This is a genomic window from Bacillus clarus, from assembly GCF_000746925.1.
In the GTDB taxonomy this organism is placed as follows: Bacteria; Bacillota; Bacilli; order Bacillales; family Bacillaceae_G; genus Bacillus_A; species Bacillus_A clarus.
The window spans coordinates 3,332,252-3,355,377 of sequence record NZ_JMQC01000008.1; the positions used below are offsets into that span (position 1 = coordinate 3,332,252).

Genomic DNA, 23,126 nt, shown 5'->3' on the forward strand with positions numbered 1-23,126 from the left:
TTTGCTTCTATTACATTCATTAAAGGAGGATTATAAAATGTCTGATCTTTATTCTCGTCTTTCTAAAAATGATGCCGCTGTTCTTCTAGTGGATCATCAAACTGGTCTTATTTCTAGTCTAGTACGTGACTATGGTGTTGATGAATTTAAGAACAACGTTTTGGCTCTCGCTAACACCGCTAAGTTTTTTGATTTACCGGTTATTTTAACAACAAGTTTTGAAAACGGACCAAATGGCCCACTCATGCAAGAATTGGTTGAGCTTTTTCCTGGTGCGCCAAAAATAGCTCGACCTGGACAGATTAACGCGTGGGACAATGAAGAATTTGTTAAAGCTATTGAGGAAACAGGTAAAAAACAACTGATTATCGCAGGGGTTGTTACTGACGTTTGTGTTGCGTTCCCAGCACTATCTGCTGTAAACGCAGGGTATGAAGTGTTTGTTGTAACCGACGCATCGGGAACTTTTAGTAAACAAGTTGCAGATGCAGCTCTTATGCGTATGGCTCACGGAGGGGTTCAATTAATGAACTGGTTTAGCGTTGCAGCAGAATTACAACGTGACTGGCGAAATGATGTTGAAGGCTTTGGGGATTTACTTGCGAAACATCTTCCTAGCTATCAAAATATTATCGGGAGCTATATGGGAGCTCAAAGGGAGCTTAGCAAGTAAAATAACTTAATTCATCATGCTTTAATCTTAACTCATAATGAACGACTTTCACTAATAAACACGGATTTTAAACGAAATTAGCCTTTTGCGTGGTGCAATCAAGCGAAAGAGAAAGTGAATTCATAAAACGAAAAAAACGCTATTCTTTTTGTAGAAATATACAGAAAGGGTGGCGTTTTTGGTGTGAACTTATCGATATATCAAGGTTGAGGGGGGGGGAGTAGTCAGCTCCTACATGTTTATGTTGGATTGGGAAAACGCAATACTTATATATATCAAAAAATAGGGAGAATAATGGAAGTTTCACTTTATTGTATAATGTAATGGTGGAGGTCGAATATGAAAAAATTAAATTCAAATATAGATTTGGATACAAACGTATTAGAAGCGGTGTTTATTCCGAGAAGGTTTATTGTTTTATGGATAACGCTTGTGTATATAGCTTCAATGCTTTTAGAATTTCATAAAAACATTTTCTCTATGGATAGTTTCTTCTTTACAGTCATCATTGTTATTCATACGATCTTTCATTGGTATGCGAGTTCGCTACAGAATAGGCAATTATTGTACTTCTTTTTCGTACAACTCTTCATTGTATTTTTCGCTGCCTTTATTGTGCCGAATGGGTCAATAGCGGTGTTTGTTGGATTAACCCCTATTTTAATTGCACAAAGTTTATATGTGTATAACAATATATTTAAAGTAATTGCAGGATTTGCTTTCATGTATGCAATATTTTGTGCTGCAATTAGTATCAATTATGGTGTGAATAAATTATCTATTCTTCTCTCTATGTTCCTTTTAGTATTAGCAATTATTGTTCCTTTTTCTTACATTAATAAGCAACAATTTGATGCACGTAATCGTATACAGAGATACATTCAAGAGTTAGAGTTTGCATATACGAGAGTGGAAGAACTGACATTAGCTAATGAAAGACAACGAATGGCAAGAGATTTACATGATACGTTAGCGCAAGGTTTAGCAAGTTTAATTATGCAATTGGAAGCAATGGATGCTCATATGCAAAAAGGGAATACAGGGCGATCTCAAGAGATTCTTAAACAAACGATGGTAAGAGCGAGACAAACATTACATGATGCAAGGTTAGTTATTGACGATTTACGTCATACTACGAATTCGTTTCATAAAGCGATAGAGGAAGAGGTTCAACGGTTTTCTGAGGCTACGTCTATACATGTGGGATTTACTATTCAAAGTCCTCCGTATGTTTCAAGTTTAGTAAAGGAGCACTGTTTATATATAATGAGTGAATGTTTAACGAATATCGCAAAACATTCACAGGCAACAGATGTAAAGTTAAAAGTTGAATATGTAGATGACCTTGAGAAACTTACTATCATAGTTGAAGATAATGGAATTGGTTTTGATACTAGATATATCGGTAAAAATCCTGGACATTATGGTTTGATTGGCCTAAATGAGCGTGTTCGATTGATTAAAGGAGAAATACACATATCGAGTGAGAAGATGAAGGGTACAAAAGTACATATTCAAGTACCAATAAGTAACGAAGGAGATAGACATGAAGTATAATGTATTAATTGTTGATGATCATTTCGTTGTAAGAGAAGGTCTGAAATTAATAATAGAAACGAGTGACTCATTTCAAATTATAGGTGAGGCGGCAAATGGAGAAGAGGCTCTTTCTTTCATAGAGGAAAAGAAACCTGATGTCATTTTAATGGACTTAAATATGCCTAAAATGAGTGGTTTAGAAACAATTGAGGTTTTAAATAAAAAACAAGATAATACGCCAATTATTATATTAACTACTTATAATGAAGATGAATTAATGATAAAGGGAATTGGGTTAGGAGCAAAAGGATATTTGCTAAAAGATACGGATCGTGATAATTTGTTTCGAACGTTGGAAGCGGCTATTCGGGGTGAGATTTTACTACAACCACATATTATGGAAAAGATAGTGAATTATAAAAGGAAAGAAGTACATACCGATAGGATTGAAGAAAATAATTTAACGGAAAAAGAAATGTTTGTGTTGAAAGCTATTGCACGCGGATATAAGAACAAAGAAATTGCATTTGATATGGGAATAGCTGAGCGAACGGTAAAAGCGTATTTAACGAATATATACAATAAATTAGGTGTTAATTCACGATCAGAAGCGGTAGCTGTATCTATTGAAAGGAAGTTAATTCATTTTTAAAATATTATATATGCCCAATCGTACATTACAGGCTTGCCCTTTTGTACGATTTTTTTATTTCTTCTTCCTGATATGCTACAGAGAGTACCAAAGATTAGTAACGTTACAGACGTTTCTCATATAGGAAAGGAAGCAGAATAATTAATATGGTAACTTTGTTTTTACTTTCTGTAGTCATTTTCTTTATTTGGATGCAAAGCAAACAAAGAAAAGTGAACTGGATAGATATTTTAATCTTTCTAATGATGATAGGGATCGTTACATATACAATGCCGCATCCCATGACTTGGGATTTACAAGCGGAGTTACTGGCGATTACACTTTTTGCTCTTGCTATTGGTGTTTGGCAAGGTGGGGCAATTAAAGTCTATTATGAGGATGAAATTTTATATATTAAAAACGGAAGGCAGTATTTCGTTTCATGGATTTTCTTAATAATTGGTAACATAATTATTTTTCATATATTTGAGGGCGGAGTTACATTGAATGGGGCATGGTTCTTTGTATATAGTGTTGTCATTGCATCTGGAGTAAAAAGCTGTATTCTATATGCTCTGTACAAATTAACAGTACGAAATTGACTAGAAAATCAAAGCCGTTTTCTTTTATCCCAAAATAGAAAGTATAGCTGTAAATTCATTCAGAGATTGCAGTTGATAAAAAATGAGAAGGAAGTTTTAGAAAAATGGGGGGAGTTAACGCAGATGGTTCTACCTATTACTACATTTTATAGGTTTAGTTGGCAGGGAAATTTGGTTTTCTCTTCAGAAAAGGTTGGTAGGAAGCGTGAGTTTTTGAGAGCGGAAGACCTAAATGTTAATTTGAATGAAAAGAAATGCATGGATTTAGTTGATTATATTCATGAGAAACTAACGATAGATTCTGTGAAGTATGGTGATAATTGTGTATCAGGACGTGCGGAACCTCATGCAACAATTGTCATAACGAGTGGTGATATGTTTATTGGGAGCGGACGGGTTAATAAGTATGGAGAATTTAAAATATTATCGAATAATCATCTGGAAGATTATTCGATAATAAAAGTTCAATTAATATTAGGTGGTTTCTATCAAGAGAGCATAACAGTAAGGATAGACTGTTAATGTATGATGATTCCATTTTAATCTATTGAATAAAAACGAAAGGAAGCAACAAATAGTCGCTTCCTTTTTCTATTAAGCCGACTCTCTGTGAGCTCTTTCAAGTAAACTAGCTAACACATGCGTACGATATGATTCTAGTTTTTTACCTTCGTAAGTGCGGATACCTAATTTTTTAAGTTCTTTTACATACCAACCTTTGCTTCCGAAATACATGCGATCGCTCCCCTTCAACTTTGTTTTTTATTTGTTCTGATTGTACTTGGAGGTACGGGAATGATAATGAAGGAAATGAATTTCGTGTAAAAATGGTTAACTTTGTTGCAAAAGACATATATACTAAAGGTAGTATATAACGAGGTGGACAGACGTGATTATAGAGAAGTACGAAATTCAAATTGACCAAATTACGAGCGGAAAAGTGAATATCTTTACTTTCTACCGAAATAGAAAGCAAATCGATGATCATTTTTTACGATTGCAAGAACCATCGCTTACAGCAAACTACTTCTTCCATTTTCATTTTGATGCAGAGAGCTTACATCTTATGCAGGAAGAGTTTCCAAGCGTATATCCGTACAACGGTAGTGAAACGATTCACGACTGGACGGAAAAGATGAAAGCGGAATTGCAACATCAGATCCAAACAGGAAAATGGAATAAGCGCGTACGTATCGGTAATCGCATTCTCGATGTAGTGTTTACGTGGTGTGATGAAGATATAATAGAGTGAAAAAGAAGCGGATGACGCTTCTTTTTTTAGCGCTGGAATAAAACGAGCTTACCTGCGGAAGATGTGCAGCGATGTGTGTGCTCATACAATCCTTTTTCTCGTAAAATAGATTCGCCTTTTGATTTCGCTTCTTTTTCTGTTGTGGCCTCGAATGATTCATCTAATGCTTTTGAACCATCTTTTTCAAAGACTGTTAGAACGTATACTCCCATGAAAATCCCCTCCAATAATTAAAATCAGAATCTTATAACTATTTTGTCACAAATCGATAGAATATGCAAAGAAATATGTGACATTGCATGGTAAAATAGAGTGAAAGCTTTATGAATAGTAGGTATTACTATTCGTAGTTGAGTACGGAAAAAAGAAAGGATCGTTTATTTGTGAAACAAGTAAAGTTTATACATGCGGCTGATTTACATTTGGATAGTCCATTTAAAGGGATGGAAATGAATGTGCCAGCATCTGTTTGGGAGAGAATGAAGCAAAGTACGTTTCAATCATTTGAGCGTATTGTTGATAAAGCAATCCAAGAGCGCGTTGATTTTGTATTACTAGCTGGGGATTTATATGATGCGGAAACGAGAAGTCTCAGGGCGCAAGTTTTCGTGAGAGAACAAATGAAAAGGCTCTCGCAGTATGAGATTCCTGTTTATATCATTCATGGTAACCATGATCATTTAGGGGGAAGCTGGGCGGCAATTGAGTTTCCGGAAAATGTTCATGTGTTTACTGAGCCATATGTAGAGGAGAAGTCATTTTATAAAGATGATGAACTTTTAGCGTCTATTTACGGATTTAGTTATTTGCAGCAAGCGGTAATAGATAATATGACGGCGCAGTATACGAAAATGAGTGACGCGCCTTTTCATATCGGAATGCTTCACGGAAGTGTGGAAGGGGATGCGGAGCATAATCGCTACGCGCCATTTCAAATTCGTGAGCTGAAAGAAAAACAGTTTGATTATTGGGCTCTTGGTCATATACATAAGCGTGAGGTTTTAGCGGAGGATCCGTACATTATTTATCCTGGTAACATACAAGGGCGTCATCGTAAGGAAACAGGGGAAAAGGGAGCGTACTTTATTGAATTAACGAAACAAGGATCGTACTGTTCTTTCTTTCATACTGCGGATGTAGTGTGGGGAGAAGTAGAGGTTAGTATTGATGGACTTGAAACTGTGGATGACCTTATGACGGCGGTGTCGGAAGCGATGAGTGAATGGCGTAAAGAAGAGGAAGGGACTCTTTTAACGGTCATATTTACAGGGCAAGGACCGCTTTCTCCTTATTTGCGTGATGAAAAACGTGTGGAAGAGATTTTTCATATTTTAGCAGCGGGAGAAGAGCGAAAAGATTTTGTATATGCGATGAAGTGGAAGAATGAGACGGTTTCTTTTGCGGAAATTGAACGCTTGAAAGAGGACAATCATTTCTTCGGAAGTGTACTTCAAGAGCTAGATTCTTTTACGAATATGGACGGAGTACTGCGCACGATTTGGACATCTCCTGTAGCGCGAAATATCATTGAATCTTTTTCGGAAGAGGAAAAGAAAGAGATCCAAAAGGAAGCAGAAAGTATTATTTTAGAGCAATTATTCCGGCAAGAGAGGGATAAGAAATGAGAATTAAAAAACTCCATATTTATGGATATGGAAAATTAGAAAATGTGGAAATGGATCTTTCATTGCTGACGGTGTTGTACGGTGAAAATGAAGCGGGAAAATCGACGATTCGCTCGTTTATGAAGAGTGTTTTATTCGGTTTTCCAACGAGAGGGCAGCGCCGCTATGAACCGAAAGAAGGCGGAAAGTACGGTGGAGTGATCACTGTTCAAACGGAGAAGTACGGCCTTGTGAAAATTGAGCGCCTGCCAAAGACGGCTTCTGGTGAAGTGACAGTTTATTTTGAGGATGGAAAAACAGGCGATGAAGACATTTTAAACGATATATTAAGCGGGATGAATGAAAGTTTATTTGATTCGGTCTTTTCATTTGATATGCACGGTCTGCAAAACATTCATCATCTCGATGAAGTGGAAATAGGAAATTATTTATTTTCAGCAAGCGCAGTCGGAAGTGATGCGTTATTACAGCTAGATAAAAAGTTAGAAAAAGAAATGGATCAGCGTTTCAAGCCAAATGGTCGTAAACCTGAAATTAATGTGTCTTTACAAGAAATAAAGAAGCTTCAGGAGAAGCTGAATGAGTGGCAAGGGAAGATTAGTGCATATGAAAAACAAGTGGGACAGCTAAAAAAAAGTGAAGAGCAGCTCGCTTACGTTCGTACTGAGAAAGAATCGGCAGAAAAGCGAAAACAAGATTATGAAATATTGTCAGCGCTTGAGCCTCTTGTCATTGAAAAACGAACATATGAAAAAATGTTAGAAGAAGACGCTAGGAAGTTTCCTATTAATGGAACAGCACGTTATGAAGCGATAAAAGCGAAGATTGAACCACTACAAGTACAAATAGATTCACTGCATAAAAGGATAGAGATGGTGCAATCAGAAATTGATTCCACCCAAATAGATGAAGAGCTTCTGCAAAAAGAAAGTTACGTAGAAGAGCTTCGTATGCAGCATATGTCGTATGAAAATGCACGCCAAGAAATGCGTGATATTACGGGAAGTATCGGAAATATAGAAGAAGAAATCGAAGAGTTGCAGCAACAAATTGGCGTTACTTTTGAAAAAGAGAGGGTTCTTTCTTTTGATATAAGTTTAGCAACGAAAGAATTAATTACACAAACGGTGCAAAAAGCGAGAGAGTTAGAAACGAAAAAAATGCAATTAGATGACCGTTTTAAAGTGGCACAAGAGCAATTAGAGGCACAAGAGGAAAATATAAGACATATAAAAAAGCAAATGTTAGCCGATAAAGAGCGAAATGCGCTAGTTGAAAAGGAAAAATCATTTCAAGATGTTACCTTTACGAGTATGGGTGCAGAGAGAGTGAAGCGGAAATATGAGGAACGAGCACACACGCAGCAAAAGAAAAAACGCTGGCAAACGGTTTGTCTTCTTTTATTACTCATTAATACAGGCGTGTTATTAACAAGTTTATTTTTAGATAATCGTGCGATGTTATTGATTAGTGTCATTATTTTTGTTGGGATCGTACTTTCGCTCGTTTTATATAAAGATTCTTCAGGAGGACTACAAGAAGAGCTTCTTGCACTCCAGCAAAGTGCCGGCGGGCATCATAGTGAAGAAGCGATGTCGGTTCGCTATCAATTAGAAAAAGATGAAGAAATTCGAAAGTTATTTGAGAGAGAGTCTTATAAATTGCAGCAAATGGAACGTGCTTATGATAAAGTTGTTTCAGCATACGAAGAATGGGAAAGAGAGACGTTCCGCGTAGGAGAACAAGTAGATACGTATAAAGCACGTTATATGTTTCCAACCTTTTATACGCATGCGCACATATTGCCAGCATTTGAACGCATTGAAAAAATGCAGCAATTATACCGTGAACTAGGGAAACAAGTTGAGAGAAAATCTACATTATATGAAATGATTTCTAGTTTTGAGCATAAACTAGAAAATGTTATTGGCAGTGCAGATTTCGATAATTTGCATGTAGCTAGTGAGCGTATGCAAAAGGAAAAAGAAAAAAGACAAGCGCATAAGCAATTGAAAGAGAAGGTTGCGGAGTGGCAAGAAGAATCGGAATTGCTACTGCATCAATTGAAGCAACTTCTAGTAGAACGAGATGGGTTATGGCATATTGCAGATTCTACAAATGAAGAGATGTTTTTAGAAGCAGGAAGATTAGCAGAAAAACGTGATGATGCTGAGAAACAAGTGGGGCGTCTATTACCTCAAATTGACTTGTTAGAACAGCGTTTAACGAGTTTGTCATTAGCTGAAAATTATAAAGCCGAAGGTTATGAAGAAACATTAAAACAAGAAGTAACAAGTATACAAAACTTCCTCACGAAAGAGAAAGAACTGACTGAGCGCATTGCGAAGCATCGTATAGAGATTGCGAATTTAGAAGAAGGTAGTACGTACGGGGATTTATTACACGAATGGGAAATGAAAAAATCACAAGTACGTGAACAAGTGAAAAAGTGGGCTGCATATGCGACGGCGAAAACAGTGTTAACGAAAACGAAACAATACTATCATGAAGTACACTTACCGCGTATTTTACAAGAGTCTGAAGAGTACTTCGTTTATTTAACGGGCGGACGATATAGTAAGATCTTTTCACCATCAGAAACAGAACCGTTCATTGTTGAACGTAACGATGGTATGCGTTTTTACAGTCATGAGCTAAGTCAAGCGACAGCGGAGCAGTTGTATTTATCACTGCGATTTGCACTCGCAAAGACATTTGAGTATGATTATCCATTTATTATTGATGATAGCTTTGTACATTTTGATGCGCTCAGAACAAATCGAACGATTGAGCTTATAAAAGAAATTACGAAAGATAGGCAAGTGATTTTCTTTACATGTCATGCTCATTTATTATCGTTCTTTACGGAAAAACAGATTATAAAATTAACGTATGTGCGTAAAGAAAATAAGCAGTAGTATGCTATACTAAAAGTAATTGATTTGGTGGAGGAATTCGAATGAAAAAGAAAATTGCAGAGTATGAAGTTGGTGAACAAGTCGATATCTTCTTGTTAATTAAAACAGCGACAAAAGGTATCGCGAGCAATGGGAAGCCATTTTTAACAGTGATCTTACAAGACCAAACTGGAGATATTGAAGCGAAGTTATGGGATGTATCACCAGAAGTTGAGAAACAATATGTAGCAGAAACAATCGTGAAAGTAGCTGGAGATGTTCAAAATTATAAAGGACGTATTCAACTACGTGTGAAACAAATTCGTGTTGCCAATGAAAATGAAGTAACAGATATCGCGGACTTTGTAGAAAAAGCTCCAGTGAAAAAAGAAGATATGGTTGAAAAAATTACGCAGTACATATTTGAAATGAGAAATTCGAACATTCAGCGTCTCACAAGACATTTATTAAATAAGCATCAAAATGAATTTTTAGAATATCCAGCAGCGACGAAAAATCATCATGAGTTCGTATCAGGACTTGCATACCACGTCGTATCAATGCTAGATTTGGCAAAAGCAATTTCTACACTATACCCATCTTTAGATAAAGATTTACTTTATGCGGGCGTTATTTTACATGACCTTGGTAAAGTAATTGAACTGTCTGGCCCAATTTCTACGACGTATACGTTAGAAGGAAATTTACTTGGCCACATTTCAATTATGGTGAACGAAATTGGTAAAGCAGCAGACGAACTGAAAATTGATGGAGAAGAAGTATTGATCCTTCAGCACATCGTTCTTTCTCATCACGGAAAAGCAGAATGGGGTAGCCCAAAACCACCATTAGTAAAAGAAGCAGAAATCTTGCACTACATTGATAACTTAGATGCGAAGATGAACATGATGGATCGCGCACTAGGACGCACAAAACCAGGTGAATACACAGAGCGTGTCTTTGCTCTTGATAACCGTTCGTTCTATAAACCTTCTTTTCATAATTAATTGAACTACCCGCCACTTAGCTACGCTTGAAGTGGGGGATTCCTACGAACACTAGCGTATCCGCCAGTTATGTTAGTAGGTTCTACCCGTAGTTCCTACGGTGAAATGAGTGTCTTTGTACATTAAACTCACACGCTGATCATTTTTAATAAGAATAAACAAAAGGACCTCAAGCATAGAGGTCCTTTTGTTTATTTTAAGGTGTAAATAAAAATTCAAAAAGAATTGACTTACTTTTGTTTTGTAACTATAATGGTTACATGTAAGGGTAGTACCGATTAGGTAATCTCTTTTAGGAGACCTTATATTTTTTTAGTTAAATTGTAACCTGTATAGTTACAACTGATAAGAGACATAAAACAACCAAAAAATGTAAAAACTTATTTTAAGTAAACGTATTTATAAATACCACCATGAGAAAGGAGACGGGAAATTTGAAACGGTTTAAGTTTTATATCATTAGTTTTGTCGCTCTTGTTTTGTTAGTAATTTGTAATTTCGTTGATAAGCCGATCGCCAAAGTAGAAGAGGCGAAAGATGCTGTCATGATGAAGTTACAGACGAAAGAGAAGATGGCGCAGATTGATGGGCAGACGATATATTTTAAGCAAATTGGTGAGGGGAAGCCGCCATTACTTATGCTTCATGGGTTTGGAGGTTCTTCGGATGGGTTTAGTGATATCTATCCAGAACTAGCGAAAGATCATACGATTATTGCGGTTGATATTTTAGGGTTTGGTCGTTCTTCTAAACCGACTGATTTTCAATATTCGTTTCCTACGCAAGTAAATTTATATTATAAGTTAATGAAAAAACTTGGATACGATCAGTTTGCGGTACTTGGTCATTCAATGGGGGGAGAGATGTCCCTCAATTTGACACACTTATATCCAGAGGCGGTTACACATCTCATTTTAGCTGATTCAACAGGGATAGAGTCTTTCCAGCAAAAAGAGGGCTTCCAGGCGCCAGAGTTATCAACGGATTTACAGACTGTAACGGCGATTACTGATTATGATAAAAACGAAGTGAAAAATAGTAGAGATGATAAAAAGCATTATGATGAGCTTACGAAAATGAGAGAGCGCCGCATTGTGATGGATGCAAATGCAATAAAGGTGCCGACTTTAATTATATGGGGCCGAAACGATAAGAGTGTTTCATGGAAAAATGGTGAGCTGTATCATCAGTTATTTAAAAATAGTACATTTCATATTATTGAAAAGGGATATCATGCTCCGTTTCGCCAAGAGCCAGCAGAGTTTATAGAATATGTACAAGCATTTTTTGAAAAGAATCCACAGGCGTAAAATATTAATCATAAATCCGTACTTTCCTTCATAGAGTGAAACTAACAAGGCTTGTCTTAGGAAAGGAAGGAAATAGAGTGGAAACTTTACCATGGTGGATTTATCTTATTATCGTTGGGATTGTTGTAAGTGGCTACATGGTTTTATATACTTCTAAAAAAGAGCAAGAGATGGATAACGAGTTTATTGAAAAAGAAGGCGAAGTATATATGAAGCGTTTAGAAGAAGAACGGGAGCGCCGTAATCAAGATAATGATAAAGACTCCGTTTTACTATAAGTGCTAGTAGGTGGATAACAAATTAGTTATCCACTTTTTTATTTCCCGAAATATATCGATCACTCGGTCAAATCCGACACGCGCAGACTAAAGAAATTTCCTTCATCCGCTGTTCTTTTCACCCAAATTGTGTACTATAAAGAGTAGGATGACGTAAAGAAGGGGACTTTTTGAATGGAATTTCATGAGCAGAAGATTTTACCGGCAGTAAGGCAAATTAAAGATTTGGAAAAGCTATTACATAGTTCGTATGAGTATATCGTTATTTTAGATATTCATATCGGGCAATTGAAGAGTGTTGTATCACTCGCGAAACAGTATGGTAAAAAGGTATTTTTACATGTAGATCTTATTCATGGTTTGCAAAGTGATGGACATGCGACTGAGTTTTTATGTCAGGAATATAAGCCGTACGGGTTGTTGTCAACGAAGGCGAGTGTCATTATGAAGGCGAAACAAAAAGGTGTTGTTGCAATTCAGCGCATCTTTTTAATTGATTCTAGTGCGATGGAGAAGAGTTGCAACCTTTTAGAAAAGACAAAACCGAATTATATAGAGGTGCTTCCTGGAGCTTTAACAGATGTAATCGCTGAAGTGAAAGAGCGGACGGGCGTACCGATTTTAGCAGGTGGTTTTATTCGTACTGTAGATGATGTGGAAAGGGCTTTAGGGGCTGGTGCGACAGCAATTACGACATCGAAAAAAGAATTGTGGAAACATTACCAAAAAAAGTGACGAAAATGTGAATATTTTCGTTGACACCGCTTTCATTTGGGGTTAACATTATAGACAAGTTAATAAACGTGACGGAGAAAAGAAGAGATCCACATTTCATTGTTTCTATATTTTTATATGGAAGCGTGTAGGCTGTGGATCTTTTTCTTTTGGAAAAAACGAATGGCCATTCATTTTACCTCTATCACATTTGAAGCGTTTAAATTGATTATGGAGGGATACTATGTCAGCATTTTTAGGGGAGTTAATAGGGACAGCGTTGTTAATCGTTCTTGGTGGCGGCGTTTGTGCTGGTGTAAGTTTAAAAAAGTCGTTTGCAAAAGATTCTGGATGGATTGTCATTACAATGGGCTGGGGCTTAGCGGTTGCTGTCGCAGCATATGCAGTTGGATCAATTAGTGGGGCACACTTGAATCCGGCTTTAACCATTGGGCTAGCTTTTAAGGGAGCGTTCCCATGGAGTGATGTACCAGGTTATATCGTAGCGCAAATGATTGGGGCAATCATCGGTGCAGTTATCGTATATTTACATTACTTACCGCATTGGAAAGAGACAGAAGACCCAGGAACAAAATTAGGTGTATTTGCAACAGGTCCAGCAATTCCGAATACATTTGCAAACCTTTTAAGTGAAATGATTGGAACATTCGTTTTAGTATTTGGTATATTAGCAATTGGTGCAAATAAATTTGCAGATGGATTAAATCCATTTATCGTAGGTTTCTTAATTGTAAGTATTGGTTTATCATTAGGTGGAACAACAGGATATGCAATCAACCCAGCTCGTGATTTAGGTCCGCGTATTGCGCATTTCTTCTTGCCGATTGCAGGAAAAGGCGGTTCGAATTGGAAATATGCATGGATTCCAGTTGTTGGTCCGATCTTAGGTGGATCACTTGCAGGATTATTCCATCAAGTTGTATTTGAAGGAAAACAAAATGCAGCACTTATTTATGTGATTATTGCAACTGTGATTGTACTAGCAATCTCTTATATGACAAGTAAAAAAAGCGGAAGCGATACAAATAGTAGAAAAGTAGCATAAGGGGGAAACCGATATGAAAAAATATATTCTTTCATTAGACCAAGGAACAACTAGCTCACGCGCAATTCTTTTCAATAAAGAAGGTAAGATTGTTCATTCAGCTCAAAAAGAATTTACACAACATTTTCCAAAGCCAGGTTGGGTAGAGCATAATGCACAAGAAATTTGGGGATCTATTTTAGCGGTTATTGCAACTTGCTTAAGCGAAGCGGATGTAAAACCAGAACAAATCGCTGGTATCGGTATTACAAACCAACGTGAAACAGCAGTTGTATGGGATAAAACAACTGGTAAGCCGGTTTACAATGCAATCGTATGGCAATCTCGCCAAACAGCTGAAATTTGTGATGAATTAAAAGAAAAAGGTTATAGCGATATGGTTCGCGAAAAAACAGGTCTTTTAATTGACGCATACTTCTCTGGTACGAAAGTAAAATGGATTTTAGATAACGTTGAAGGTGCGAGAGAAAAAGCAGAGCGCGGCGATCTATTATTCGGAACAATTGATACATGGCTTGTATGGAAATTGTCTGGTGGTCAAGCGCACGTAACAGACTACTCAAATGCATCACGTACATTAATGTTTAACATTCACGATTTACAGTGGGATGATGAGCTTCTAGACATGTTAACAGTACCAAAGAGCATGCTTCCAGAAGTACGTCCATCATCTGAAGTATATGGTCATACAATTGATTATCATTTCTTCGGTCAAAATGTACCGATCGCTGGTGTAGCTGGTGACCAACAAGCAGCATTATTTGGACAAGCTTGCTTCGGTGAAGGTATGGCGAAAAACACATACGGAACTGGTTGCTTCATGTTAATGAACACGGGTGAAAAAGCAGTTGCTTCTGAGCATGGCCTATTAACAACAATTGCATGGGGTTTAAATGGTAAAGTAGAATATGCGTTAGAAGGAAGTATTTTCGTAGCGGGTTCTGCAATTCAATGGTTACGCGATGGAATGCGCATGTTTAAAGATGCAAGTGAGAGCGAAGAGTACGCATCGCGCGTTGAATCAACTGACGGCGTATACGTTGTACCGGCATTCGTAGGATTAGGTACACCGTACTGGGATAGTGAAGTACGCGGTGCAGTATTTGGCGTAACACGTGGTACTACGAAAGAGCACTTCATTCGTGCAACGCTAGAATCGTTAGCGTACCAAACGAAAGATGTATTATGCGCGATGGAAGCTGATTCAGGTATTGAACTGAAAACATTACGCGTTGATGGCGGTGCAGTTAAGAATAACTTCTTAATGCAGTTCCAAAGCGATATGTTAGATGTTCCTGTAGAGCGTCCAGTGATCAATGAAACGACAGCTTTAGGTGCAGCTTATTTAGCAGGTCTTGCGGTTGGATATTGGAAAAACCAAGATGAAATTAAATCACAGTGGCATATGGATAAGAGCTTTACACCAGCAATGGAAGCGGAAACAAGCGAAGAGCTATATGCTGGCTGGAAAAAAGCAATTGAAGCAACAAAAGCTTTCAAATAATCATAAACAGTGTTATAATGGTGACAAGTTAATAATTCGGTAGGAGATTTGGAGAGACCACAACGCGCTATAGAGGCGAAATCTATAGCGGAGTTTGTGGTCTCTTTTTTCGTTATCAAAGGGAGGAATTACCATGAAATTTTCAAGTAAACAACGTAAAGACGTATTAAATGGAGTAAATAAACAAGAGTTAGATGTGATCGTAATTGGTGGAGGTATTACTGGTTCTGGTATTGCATTAGATGGAGCAACACGCGGGTTATCAACAATTGTGTTTGAAATGCAGGACTTTGCAGCAGGTACATCAAGTCGTTCAACGAAACTTGTGCACGGTGGTTTACGTTATTTAAAACAACTTGAAGTGAAAATGGTAGCAGAGGTGGGGAAAGAGCGTGCGATCGTATATGAGAACGGTCCCCATGTAACAACACCAGAGTGGATGTTACTACCGTTCCATACAGGCGGCACGTTCGGGTCATTCAGTACATCAATTGGTCTTCGTGTATATGACTTCTTAGCTGGTGTAAAACGAAGCGAGCGCAGAAAGATGTTCAGTCGTGAAGAAACGATGAAAAAAGAACCGCTTGTGAAGCAAGAAGGATTAAAGGGCGGCGGTTACTACGTAGAATATCGTACAGACGATGCGCGCTTAACAATTGAAGTAATGAAAGAAGCAATTGAACACGGTGCAAAAGCTGTTAACTATGCAAAAGTAGACGGTTTCTTATATAAAGATGGAAAAGTATGCGGCGTACGTGTAATCGATTTACTAGACGGAGAAGTATATGAAGTTTACGGTAAGAAAATTGTAAACGCGGCTGGTCCTTGGGTAGATACACTTCGTGAAAAAGATAATTCTAAAAAAGGTAAAGTGCTGCAATTATCAAAAGGTGTGCATTTAGTTATCGATCAAAAACGTTTCCCACTTGGGCAAGCGATTTACTTTGATACACCAGATAAACGTATGGTCTTTGCAATCCCGCGCGGAGGAAAAACTTATGTAGGTACGACAGATACGTTCTATGATAAAGACGCAGCTGTACCACAAATGACAACAGAAGATCGCACATACATTATTAATGCGATTAACTACATGTTCCCAAGCGTAAAAATTACAGAAAAAGATATCGAATCAAGCTGGGCTGGTGTACGTCCGTTAATTTATGAAGAAGGTAAAAATGCATCTGAAATTTCTCGTAAAGATGAAATTTGGACTTCTGAATCTGGTTTAATTACAATTGCAGGCGGAAAATTAACAGGATACCGCAAAATGGCTGAAATGGTAGTAGACTACGTAACGAATCTATTACAAAAAGAAGGACATAGTGCATATCCGAAGAGTGAAACGAAACATATGCCAATCTCTGGCGGTCATGTAAGTGGTTCGCACGGATTCCCAGCATTTATTGCGAAGAAAGCAGGAGAAGGTACGAAATACGGTTTAACAACAGCTCAAGCTGAAGAATTTGCGAAATTCTACGGCTCTAACGTTGATGTTCTGTTCGACTTAGCGAAAAAGCATAAAGACGAAGCGAAAGAATACAACATGCCGCTTGACGTTTTAATCCCGCTCGTATACGCGATGGACTACGAAATGACAGCGAAACCAGTTGACTTCTTCGTACGCCGCAGAGGCGCTGTATTCTTCAACATTCACTGGGTATATGAGTGGAAAGAAGCAGTGATCAATTATATGGCTGCGAAACTAGGTTGGAGCAAAGAAGAACAAATGAAATACACAGCTGAATTAGAAAAAGCGTTAAGAGACGCTGTAATTCCTGTAGATCAACAAGAACAAGCAGCTGCGTTAGCATAAAAAGAAACCGCTTGAAGGGAAGCCTTCAGGCGGTTTTTATCTTGACTACAAATAAATATAATGTGTTACAATGATGATAGAGTATGTAGTATGAATTGTGCATAAAATAAAGAAGACAGAAGCCTGAGAAACTTCTGCCTTGTGTAACCTGACTTGCTATTGTGGTGGTAGTAGGTGCGGTTATGGGACAATTACATTAACGTTTTAGCCGAGAACCGCCCTTACCTTTTCAGCGAAGCAGGGTGGTTTTCGCTCCTTAAAGGTTTTTGGAATTATATATTCTATTTTCGAAATGTAAATCCTGCATAAAAAAGAAACACCTTGATTGTTATCAAGGTGTAGTAAGCTCAAAACTCTCCGCATCAGCCCCCGTCACAAAAGGACTCACATCCCCAACGCTATAAAGCTGCAAGTCATGCATCGCCCGTGTACAAGCAGTGTAGAACAACCTGCGAAGGCTCTCATCGTTGTATACTTCTTCGGAAGCGTTGTAAATAATAACCGCATCAAATTCGATCCCTTTGGCTAAGTAAGCAGGGATAACGACAATACCTTGCTCATATTCGGCTGAGTTACTTTTCACAAGTTTAATATTCTCGATATGACTGAGTGCCTCGTAGGCAGCTGCGCTTTCAGCTGCGGATTTACATATAATTGCGATCGTATTGTGCTGTTGTTTTTGTAATTCAGCGACTTTGGAAGTAATACGGTCGTGTAGTTCACTGTAATTAGAAACTCTGGTCAATGTAGGTTTCTCACCGTCACGTTCAAATGCGTTAATTTTCTTTCCTTCTGGAACGAGATCTCGTGTAAATTCAATAATTGGTTTTGTTGATCGATAGCTACGAGTTAAGTTAATGCCGTTTGTTTCATCTGGCCCATATAAATTCGTAAGTGTATGGAAATCAACTGTTTCACTCGCATGAGCAAATATCGCTTGGTTAAAGTCCCCAAGTACAGTCATCTTTGCGGCAGGGAAGAGACGTTTTAAAAACTCGAACTGAAACGGAGAATAATCTTGCGCTTCGTCGACGAGTACGTGTTTAATGGATCTGTTTGTTTGGAAGCCTTCAATTAATTCTTTTAAAAGTAAAAATGGAGTCGCATCCTCGTAATATAGCTTTCCTTCTTCTAGCATGTTCACTGTTAGTGAGCAAATGTCGTCCCATTCTTTAGGTTTTTCTCCAGTAACCCATGATGCATCGGTAAAGAGTTGTTTATATATGCCTGTGAAATTGATAAAACGTAGTGTTTGAACGCCTTTGCGTAATGATTTTAATTTTTTGCGGACAATCATAAGTCCGAGCACTTTCGTTTCTTTCTCATAATCATTAAAGGAGTTGTCGTCAAACTCTCCTTTTTTCTGTAAGTATTTATAAGCTTTTTGATATTCATCTTTACTAAGTAATTCAATTTCTTCTTCTACCCAAGGTTTTTTCAGTTCTGTTTTTTCGATTTCATCTATTTGTTTATTTAGCCACTCCGTTAACTTTTCAATTCTATTATGGAAGCGGAGGGAGGAATTAGTATTATAAAATTGTTCTGCAATTTGTTTAGCGGAGACAATTGGCTTTCCTCTAAATTTCATTCCTTTAAACAACATACCGGACGTTTCGAGAGATTGTCTGTACATTTGAATTGCCTCGAAAAATTGAGTTGATGCTTTAAATCGAATGCTCGCATTTCTAGTTTTATAGGAAGCACTATTCGTTTCAGTTAGCATATATTCTAATTGCTCATAAGGGTCTTCCACGTCAAATGATTTACTTAGTCGATGGTTTAAATATTCTTGGAATGTAACTTGCTGCATATTTTCTTCCCCGAGTTCCGGCAATACGTTAGAAACGTAGCTGTTGAACATGGAGTTAGGGGAGAAGAGAATAATTTGATCAGCTTTTAACCATTCACGATATTTATATAGTAAGTAGGCGATTCGCTGCAGGGCAGCTGATGTTTTACCACTACCAGCAGCTCCTTGAACGATAAGTAGTCGGCCTTCATCGTGACGGATAATTTCATTTTGCTCGCGCTGAATAGTAGCAACGATGCTTTGCATATGTTTGTTCGTACCTTTTCCGAGTGCTTGTTGCAGGATTTCGTCTCCAATTGTAAGGCTCGTATCGAACATAGAATCAATTACACCGTCTTGAATAATATATTGTAATTTTTTCTCCACAGTTCCGTTAATGACACCACCTGGAGTAGTGTATTTGGCTGGACCTGGTGGATAGTCATAATAGACACTCGAAATAGGTGCGCGCCAATCATATATAAGAAAGTTTTCTCCGCTTGCATCAGTAAGTGTTGCAACTCCGATATAAATTTTTTCTGCGGCAGGTTCGCCTTCTTCTGTAAAATCAATGCGTCCGAAGTAAGGTGCTTTATGCATACGTCTTAGTGCAGCGAGTCGATTGAAAGTGTGCTTATGTGTAATTTGTGTTACGGCAAGGGACTGAGCTTGTTGTCTTAAGTTGATAACTGTTTCAAGATAATCGTCAAAAGTATCGGTGTTTACTTTAACGTCATCCCAAAAGTGTTTACGAATATTAATTACTTCTGCCCGGCGACTGCTAGTTTCATTTTCTAGCTTGTCGATCTGCTTCGTGATTGTCTCAATTACGCTATCTAATCGTTTTTGCTCTTTTTGAAGTTCGTTATTCATATTTAAGCACTCCTTTAAAAATGAAAAAGTAGGGGTTGACTGAAGAAAGGTTTTGTTATACAATTAATATAAGGATAATATTAAATTCTTTTAAAATAAGAGGTGTTTCTGTACTAATTTATCATAGTTTTTTAATTTTATCAATGTATTTAATAAGATAAATAATTCGTAGATACTTTTTTAGAAGATAAAACCTTGATTTCCTGCTTAATATAAGGGAATTAAGGTTTTTATGTTTTTAAAGGGGAACAGTGAAGTGATTGATATGAATATAAAAAAGCTTGGCGTTAACCAAGCTTTTCTTTATTCATTATTTCTTTTTTTCTTCTTTTGGAGCCTCAAAAGTATCTTTTAAGTCTTTATCATCGACTTTTACGTCAGCTTTTTTAATTTCTTTCATCATAAGATCGTTCATAAATTGACCATCTTGCATTTTCTTTTGAACTAGATCTTTTTTAATAGCATCTTTTGATTGATCGAATGATTTTTCTGGTTCTTTAATATCTGTTACTTTAATGATGTGGTAACCGAATTGTGATTTTACAGGTTCGCTTACTTCATCTTTTTTCATTTTATAAGCAGCTTCTTCGAATTCTTTCACCATTTTACCTGGTCCGAAGAACCCTAAGTCTCCGCCTTTTTCTTTTGAACCAGTATCTTCAGAGTATTGTTTCGCTAACTCTTCGAAAGATTTACCTTGTCCAAGTTCTTCTTTTACCTTTTTCGCAGTAGCTTCATCTTTTACAAGAATGTGGCTTGCTTTAATTTCAGGTTTGTAATTGTCTTTTAATTCTTTTTCAGTGATTGTTTTTTCAACAGCTTTTTCTTGAGCTAATTGAGCACGAACACTATTTTTTAAAGTTTCTTCTTTAATGCCTTGTTGTTTTAATAATTTGTCGAATTGATCGCCGTATTGTTTTTTCATTTCATCGAATTTCTTGTCTACTTCTTTTTCATCAACTTTGTAGTTTTTAACAAGTACTTTTTCCATAACCATACCATTTAAAACTTGTTTACCAGCTGTTTGCTTCATTTGTGTGTAAAACTCTTCTTTTGTGATGTCACCAGCTTTAGAAGTTACGATTTTGTCAGATGACGTTCCACATGCTGATAAGGCGATTACACTTGTTGCGGCTAAGGCAAGCATAGCTTTCTTCATTCAATAAACACTCCTACTATATATATATTTTTAATTTATCCCGCACAAATGAAGAAACGCCTTATTATAAGGTTCTTTGCTTCATAAGAGCCCGATTAAGTCTCACTGGTGTCTTTGCCTTTTATAACGTAAAAGCACGCTTAACAGGGCTTACCGAGGCTGAGGATAAAGTTTAGCTGAAGGTAATTTTATTTCATAGTATAAGCAATATGTACAGAATTTAATATATCATATTTCGACGTCTTTTCCTATTGATAAAGAAAATTTAACCAGTAGGTGTAAGATTTTGGAGAAGTACCATATTGGGCGTTTGTAGCATATACAGAAAAGAGGAGGGGATGGGGAATGAATTCAATACTTATTTTATTGGTTGTACTGTTTATTTTATTAGTTATAGTAGGTATAATTTGCTTATAGAGGAAAAAAATGAGGAAGGGGCTTCCCTTCCTCACTTTCCATGAAATATAATTTCTATATAACTAGAAATTAATAGAATCGTAATACATACATTGATAACCCGAAAGACACCAGGTTGGCGGCTCACAGATATTTGTTTTCGCTCACACAGTGTATGCGTCATGAAATTCGTGTAAAATAGAATAAGAAGTGCAAATGTGACAAAAACAATTTCTATAAGAGTCACGAGGAGATACCTCCTTTTGGCCAAAATACATATACTTTTATATATTGTATCATACGATATTTTGTTCGTGTTATAAAATTCAGAAATAGAAGACTTTATGTTAGAAAGTGAGGGAGAAAATGGACGTTGTAAAAAGACTAGAACAAGCTGAATATTATGTAGACCTATTATTTAAAATGATTGATGAAGATAAGTGTCCATTTTATTCTTTAATCATAAAGAATAAAGCTCATAAAAAAGATGTTGAACGTATACTGAATCTTTGTGAAAGACTGAACGAACAATACATAGCAGAGAAAGCAGAAGGTTTACTTTTGTTCGATACACTTTTGAATCAATTTGAAAAAGCGCTTCCACATCAGCTCGAAGTAAACGAAACTGCGGAAGCGCTAATAAAGCAAGGCTTATTTCAGCCACTTATGAAAGAATTTTTACTCATGATTGCGAAAAGATAAATGTATTATTTCTTCACTAATTTTTGATCGGACTCAGTAAAGTTTTCCTCAATATTTTCTAATGATTTCTCAAAAATATCGATGAAGTCTTGTCCATAAATGTTACGCAGGATCGCAATTAGTTCGATGTTTTCTGGGAACTTACCGTAAAAATTACGAAGGGCAAGGGCTCCATTAAAAACAGAATTATTTTCAGGGTCATACTCCTCCATTAATTGAAGCAGTAACTCTTCCCCTTTTTCTGTAATTTCAATGTACGTATTTCGTTTATCATCTTCTTTTTTCGAGAATACAAGATAGCCGCGTTCCTCTAGCTTTTTAGAAAAGTTAAACGCCGTCGATACGTGCATAACCCCAAACTTTGCAATCTCAGAAATAGAAGCCCCTTTTAAATGATAAGCGATTGATAAAATATGATGCTCGTTAATGTTTAAATCATAAGGCTTAATCCATTGCTGCCAATCTTTCTCTACACATTTCCATAACGCTTTCGATAATTGAGCAATGCGTTGGCTAAAAATCATCGCTTCTTTTACCGAGTAATCTTTTTCTCCACTTTTCATTTACTCACCCACTTTAACATTCTTATTCATTACCATCTATTATGCCAGTAAAATAAAAATTAATAAAGTCTTTTTGTGAGAATTGTGAAAATTTTTTGGAAAAATGGTATTCTATACAAATCATGCATAAGTATGGAAGCGTTTTAGGTTAAAAAAACGTGTGTGTTGTCTTTACATGTCAAGGGATAACATATATTGTAAATGCATAAAAACACGACATGTCTATGCAACATGTCGTGTTAGGGTAAAATATTATGAAAAATATTTGTTATATGCAAAAAACTAAGCGTGAATAAGTTTATGCTTTTTCTGGAACGGCATCTTGCAATTTCTCAATGGATTTTTGAATATCTAAAATTTCTTGTTCAATATGACGCTTGTTTTGAGAAATATCTTGCTTCCAAGTTGAAAGCGTATCTTGCATATCATCTTTTAGCCCTTGAAACACTTCTTTACCTTCCGAAGCTGTTTCAACGATTTGACGTTTTAATAATTTTGTATCAGCTGTAATATCAGCTAACGTCTTTTTAATATCATTTCCTTTTTCTTTTAGTTTGCCGCGCATATCTTTACCAGAAGAAGGAGTTGAAAAAAGAACCGTTAGTCCAGCAACTGCCCCGCCGCAAATTATACCTGTAATAAAGGATTTAGCTTTTGACATAAAGGAAACCTCCTTATTTTTTGTTCATATTCATGATGTATAAAAGTGTGCATATGCTTAAGACAAGGG

23 protein-coding genes are annotated in these 23,126 nt (G+C 36.8%); 16 read left to right on the top strand and 7 right to left on the bottom strand.

Annotated elements, in window-relative coordinates:
- The first annotated feature begins 37 nt into the window (after nucleotides 1-37).
- The 5 genes from ycaC to DJ93_RS17935 all read left to right on the top strand — a co-directional run bounded on the left by ycaC (nucleotide 38) and on the right by DJ93_RS17935 (nucleotide 3,967).
- Complete coding sequence (gene ycaC / locus DJ93_RS17915) at nucleotides 38-673, top strand: isochorismate family cysteine hydrolase YcaC (RefSeq protein WP_042982303.1); 636 nt, start codon at nucleotides 38-40, stop codon at nucleotides 671-673.
- Nucleotides 674-1,012: 339 nt separating this feature from the next.
- Nucleotides 1,013-2,230, top strand: a complete 1,218-nt coding sequence (locus tag DJ93_RS17920) for a sensor histidine kinase (RefSeq protein ID WP_042982304.1) — start codon at nucleotides 1,013-1,015, stop codon at nucleotides 2,228-2,230.
- Nucleotides 2,220-2,864, top strand: coding sequence for a response regulator (locus tag DJ93_RS17925; RefSeq protein WP_042982305.1), 645 nt, complete (start codon nucleotides 2,220-2,222; stop codon nucleotides 2,862-2,864). Before DJ93_RS17920 ends, DJ93_RS17925 begins: the two co-directional genes overlap by 11 nt.
- 146 nt (nucleotides 2,865-3,010) lie before the next feature.
- A complete protein-coding gene (locus DJ93_RS17930; RefSeq protein ID WP_042982307.1) occupies nucleotides 3,011-3,445 on the top strand; it encodes a hypothetical protein in 435 nt (144 codons plus the stop codon).
- 123 nt (nucleotides 3,446-3,568) lie between these two features.
- Complete coding sequence (locus tag DJ93_RS17935; protein ID WP_042984249.1) at nucleotides 3,569-3,967, top strand: Ig-like domain-containing protein; 399 nt, start codon at nucleotides 3,569-3,571, stop codon at nucleotides 3,965-3,967.
- Nucleotides 3,968-4,039: 72 nt separating this feature from the next.
- Here the strand turns inward: DJ93_RS17935 and DJ93_RS17940 are convergent, their stop codons facing one another.
- Nucleotides 4,040-4,180, bottom strand: a complete 141-nt coding sequence (locus DJ93_RS17940; RefSeq protein ID WP_042982308.1) for a YflJ family protein — start codon at nucleotides 4,178-4,180, stop codon at nucleotides 4,040-4,042.
- Nucleotides 4,181-4,334: 154 nt separating this feature from the next.
- On the opposite strand from DJ93_RS17940, the gene DJ93_RS17945 reads away from it, so the two are divergent.
- Nucleotides 4,335-4,697 (top strand): hypothetical protein, encoded by a 363-nt coding sequence (locus tag DJ93_RS17945; RefSeq protein WP_042982309.1) that lies wholly within the window; start codon nucleotides 4,335-4,337, stop codon nucleotides 4,695-4,697.
- Between the two features lie 26 nt (nucleotides 4,698-4,723).
- Here the strand turns inward: DJ93_RS17945 and DJ93_RS17950 are convergent, their stop codons facing one another.
- On the bottom strand, nucleotides 4,724-4,909 hold the full coding sequence (locus tag DJ93_RS17950; protein WP_042982311.1) for a YhzD family protein: 186 nt from the start codon (nucleotides 4,907-4,909) through the stop codon (nucleotides 4,724-4,726).
- Between the two features lie 171 nt (nucleotides 4,910-5,080).
- On the opposite strand from DJ93_RS17950, the gene DJ93_RS17955 reads away from it, so the two are divergent.
- From DJ93_RS17955 to glpD, 9 genes are all read left to right on the top strand, one after another.
- Nucleotides 5,081-6,322, top strand: a complete 1,242-nt coding sequence (locus tag DJ93_RS17955; RefSeq protein WP_042982312.1) for a metallophosphoesterase family protein — start codon at nucleotides 5,081-5,083, stop codon at nucleotides 6,320-6,322.
- Nucleotides 6,319-9,240, top strand: a complete 2,922-nt coding sequence (locus tag DJ93_RS17960) for an ATP-binding protein (protein ID WP_042982314.1) — start codon at nucleotides 6,319-6,321, stop codon at nucleotides 9,238-9,240. Before DJ93_RS17955 ends, DJ93_RS17960 begins: the two co-directional genes overlap by 4 nt.
- 41 nt (nucleotides 9,241-9,281) lie before the next feature.
- The gene (gene yhaM / locus DJ93_RS17965; RefSeq protein WP_042982316.1) at nucleotides 9,282-10,226 is read left to right on the top strand and encodes a 3'-5' exoribonuclease YhaM; all 945 of its coding nucleotides are present in this window, start codon (nucleotides 9,282-9,284) and stop codon (nucleotides 10,224-10,226) included.
- A gap of 434 nt (nucleotides 10,227-10,660) precedes the next feature.
- Nucleotides 10,661-11,536: an alpha/beta fold hydrolase gene (locus DJ93_RS17970; RefSeq protein WP_042982317.1), complete on the top strand. Its 876-nt coding sequence runs from the start codon at nucleotides 10,661-10,663 to the stop codon at nucleotides 11,534-11,536.
- 77 nt (nucleotides 11,537-11,613) lie between these two features.
- Complete coding sequence (locus DJ93_RS17975) at nucleotides 11,614-11,814, top strand: sporulation YhaL family protein (protein WP_042982318.1); 201 nt, start codon at nucleotides 11,614-11,616, stop codon at nucleotides 11,812-11,814.
- Nucleotides 11,815-11,988: 174 nt separating this feature from the next.
- A complete protein-coding gene (glpP, locus tag DJ93_RS17980) occupies nucleotides 11,989-12,549 on the top strand; it encodes a glycerol uptake operon antiterminator GlpP (protein WP_042982319.1) in 561 nt (186 codons plus the stop codon).
- Between the two features lie 223 nt (nucleotides 12,550-12,772).
- Nucleotides 12,773-13,594 (top strand): glycerol uptake facilitator protein GlpF, encoded by an 822-nt coding sequence (gene glpF, locus DJ93_RS17985; RefSeq protein ID WP_042982321.1) that lies wholly within the window; start codon nucleotides 12,773-12,775, stop codon nucleotides 13,592-13,594.
- A gap of 13 nt (nucleotides 13,595-13,607) precedes the next feature.
- The gene (gene glpK / locus DJ93_RS17990) at nucleotides 13,608-15,098 is read left to right on the top strand and encodes a glycerol kinase GlpK (RefSeq protein WP_042982322.1); all 1,491 of its coding nucleotides are present in this window, start codon (nucleotides 13,608-13,610) and stop codon (nucleotides 15,096-15,098) included.
- A gap of 133 nt (nucleotides 15,099-15,231) precedes the next feature.
- On the top strand, nucleotides 15,232-16,914 hold the full coding sequence (glpD, locus tag DJ93_RS17995) for an aerobic glycerol-3-phosphate dehydrogenase (protein ID WP_042982326.1): 1,683 nt from the start codon (nucleotides 15,232-15,234) through the stop codon (nucleotides 16,912-16,914).
- Between the two features lie 331 nt (nucleotides 16,915-17,245).
- Here glpD and helD read toward each other — a convergent pair whose 3' ends face one another.
- From helD to DJ93_RS18010, 3 genes are all read right to left on the bottom strand, one after another.
- The gene (gene helD / locus DJ93_RS18000) at nucleotides 17,246-19,576 is read right to left on the bottom strand and encodes an RNA polymerase recycling motor HelD (RefSeq protein WP_042982327.1); all 2,331 of its coding nucleotides are present in this window, start codon (nucleotides 19,574-19,576) and stop codon (nucleotides 17,246-17,248) included.
- Nucleotides 19,577-19,886: 310 nt separating this feature from the next.
- The gene (prsA, locus tag DJ93_RS18005; RefSeq protein WP_042982328.1) at nucleotides 19,887-20,735 is read right to left on the bottom strand and encodes a peptidylprolyl isomerase PrsA; all 849 of its coding nucleotides are present in this window, start codon (nucleotides 20,733-20,735) and stop codon (nucleotides 19,887-19,889) included.
- Nucleotides 20,736-21,183: 448 nt separating this feature from the next.
- Complete coding sequence (locus DJ93_RS18010) at nucleotides 21,184-21,378, bottom strand: hypothetical protein (RefSeq protein WP_042982330.1); 195 nt, start codon at nucleotides 21,376-21,378, stop codon at nucleotides 21,184-21,186.
- A gap of 119 nt (nucleotides 21,379-21,497) precedes the next feature.
- Here DJ93_RS18010 and DJ93_RS18015 point away from each other — a divergent pair, with 119 nt between their 5' ends.
- On the top strand, nucleotides 21,498-21,833 hold the full coding sequence (locus DJ93_RS18015) for a DUF1878 family protein (protein ID WP_042982331.1): 336 nt from the start codon (nucleotides 21,498-21,500) through the stop codon (nucleotides 21,831-21,833).
- A 5-nt stretch (nucleotides 21,834-21,838) separates the two neighbouring features.
- Here the strand turns inward: DJ93_RS18015 and DJ93_RS18020 are convergent, their stop codons facing one another.
- Both DJ93_RS18020 and DJ93_RS18025 read right to left on the bottom strand, forming a co-directional pair.
- Nucleotides 21,839-22,396 (bottom strand): HTH-type transcriptional regulator Hpr, encoded by a 558-nt coding sequence (locus DJ93_RS18020; protein WP_042982332.1) that lies wholly within the window; start codon nucleotides 22,394-22,396, stop codon nucleotides 21,839-21,841.
- 298 nt (nucleotides 22,397-22,694) lie between these two features.
- Nucleotides 22,695-23,057, bottom strand: coding sequence for a YtxH domain-containing protein (locus DJ93_RS18025; protein WP_042982333.1), 363 nt, complete (start codon nucleotides 23,055-23,057; stop codon nucleotides 22,695-22,697).
- Between the last annotated feature and the right edge of the window lie 69 nt (nucleotides 23,058-23,126).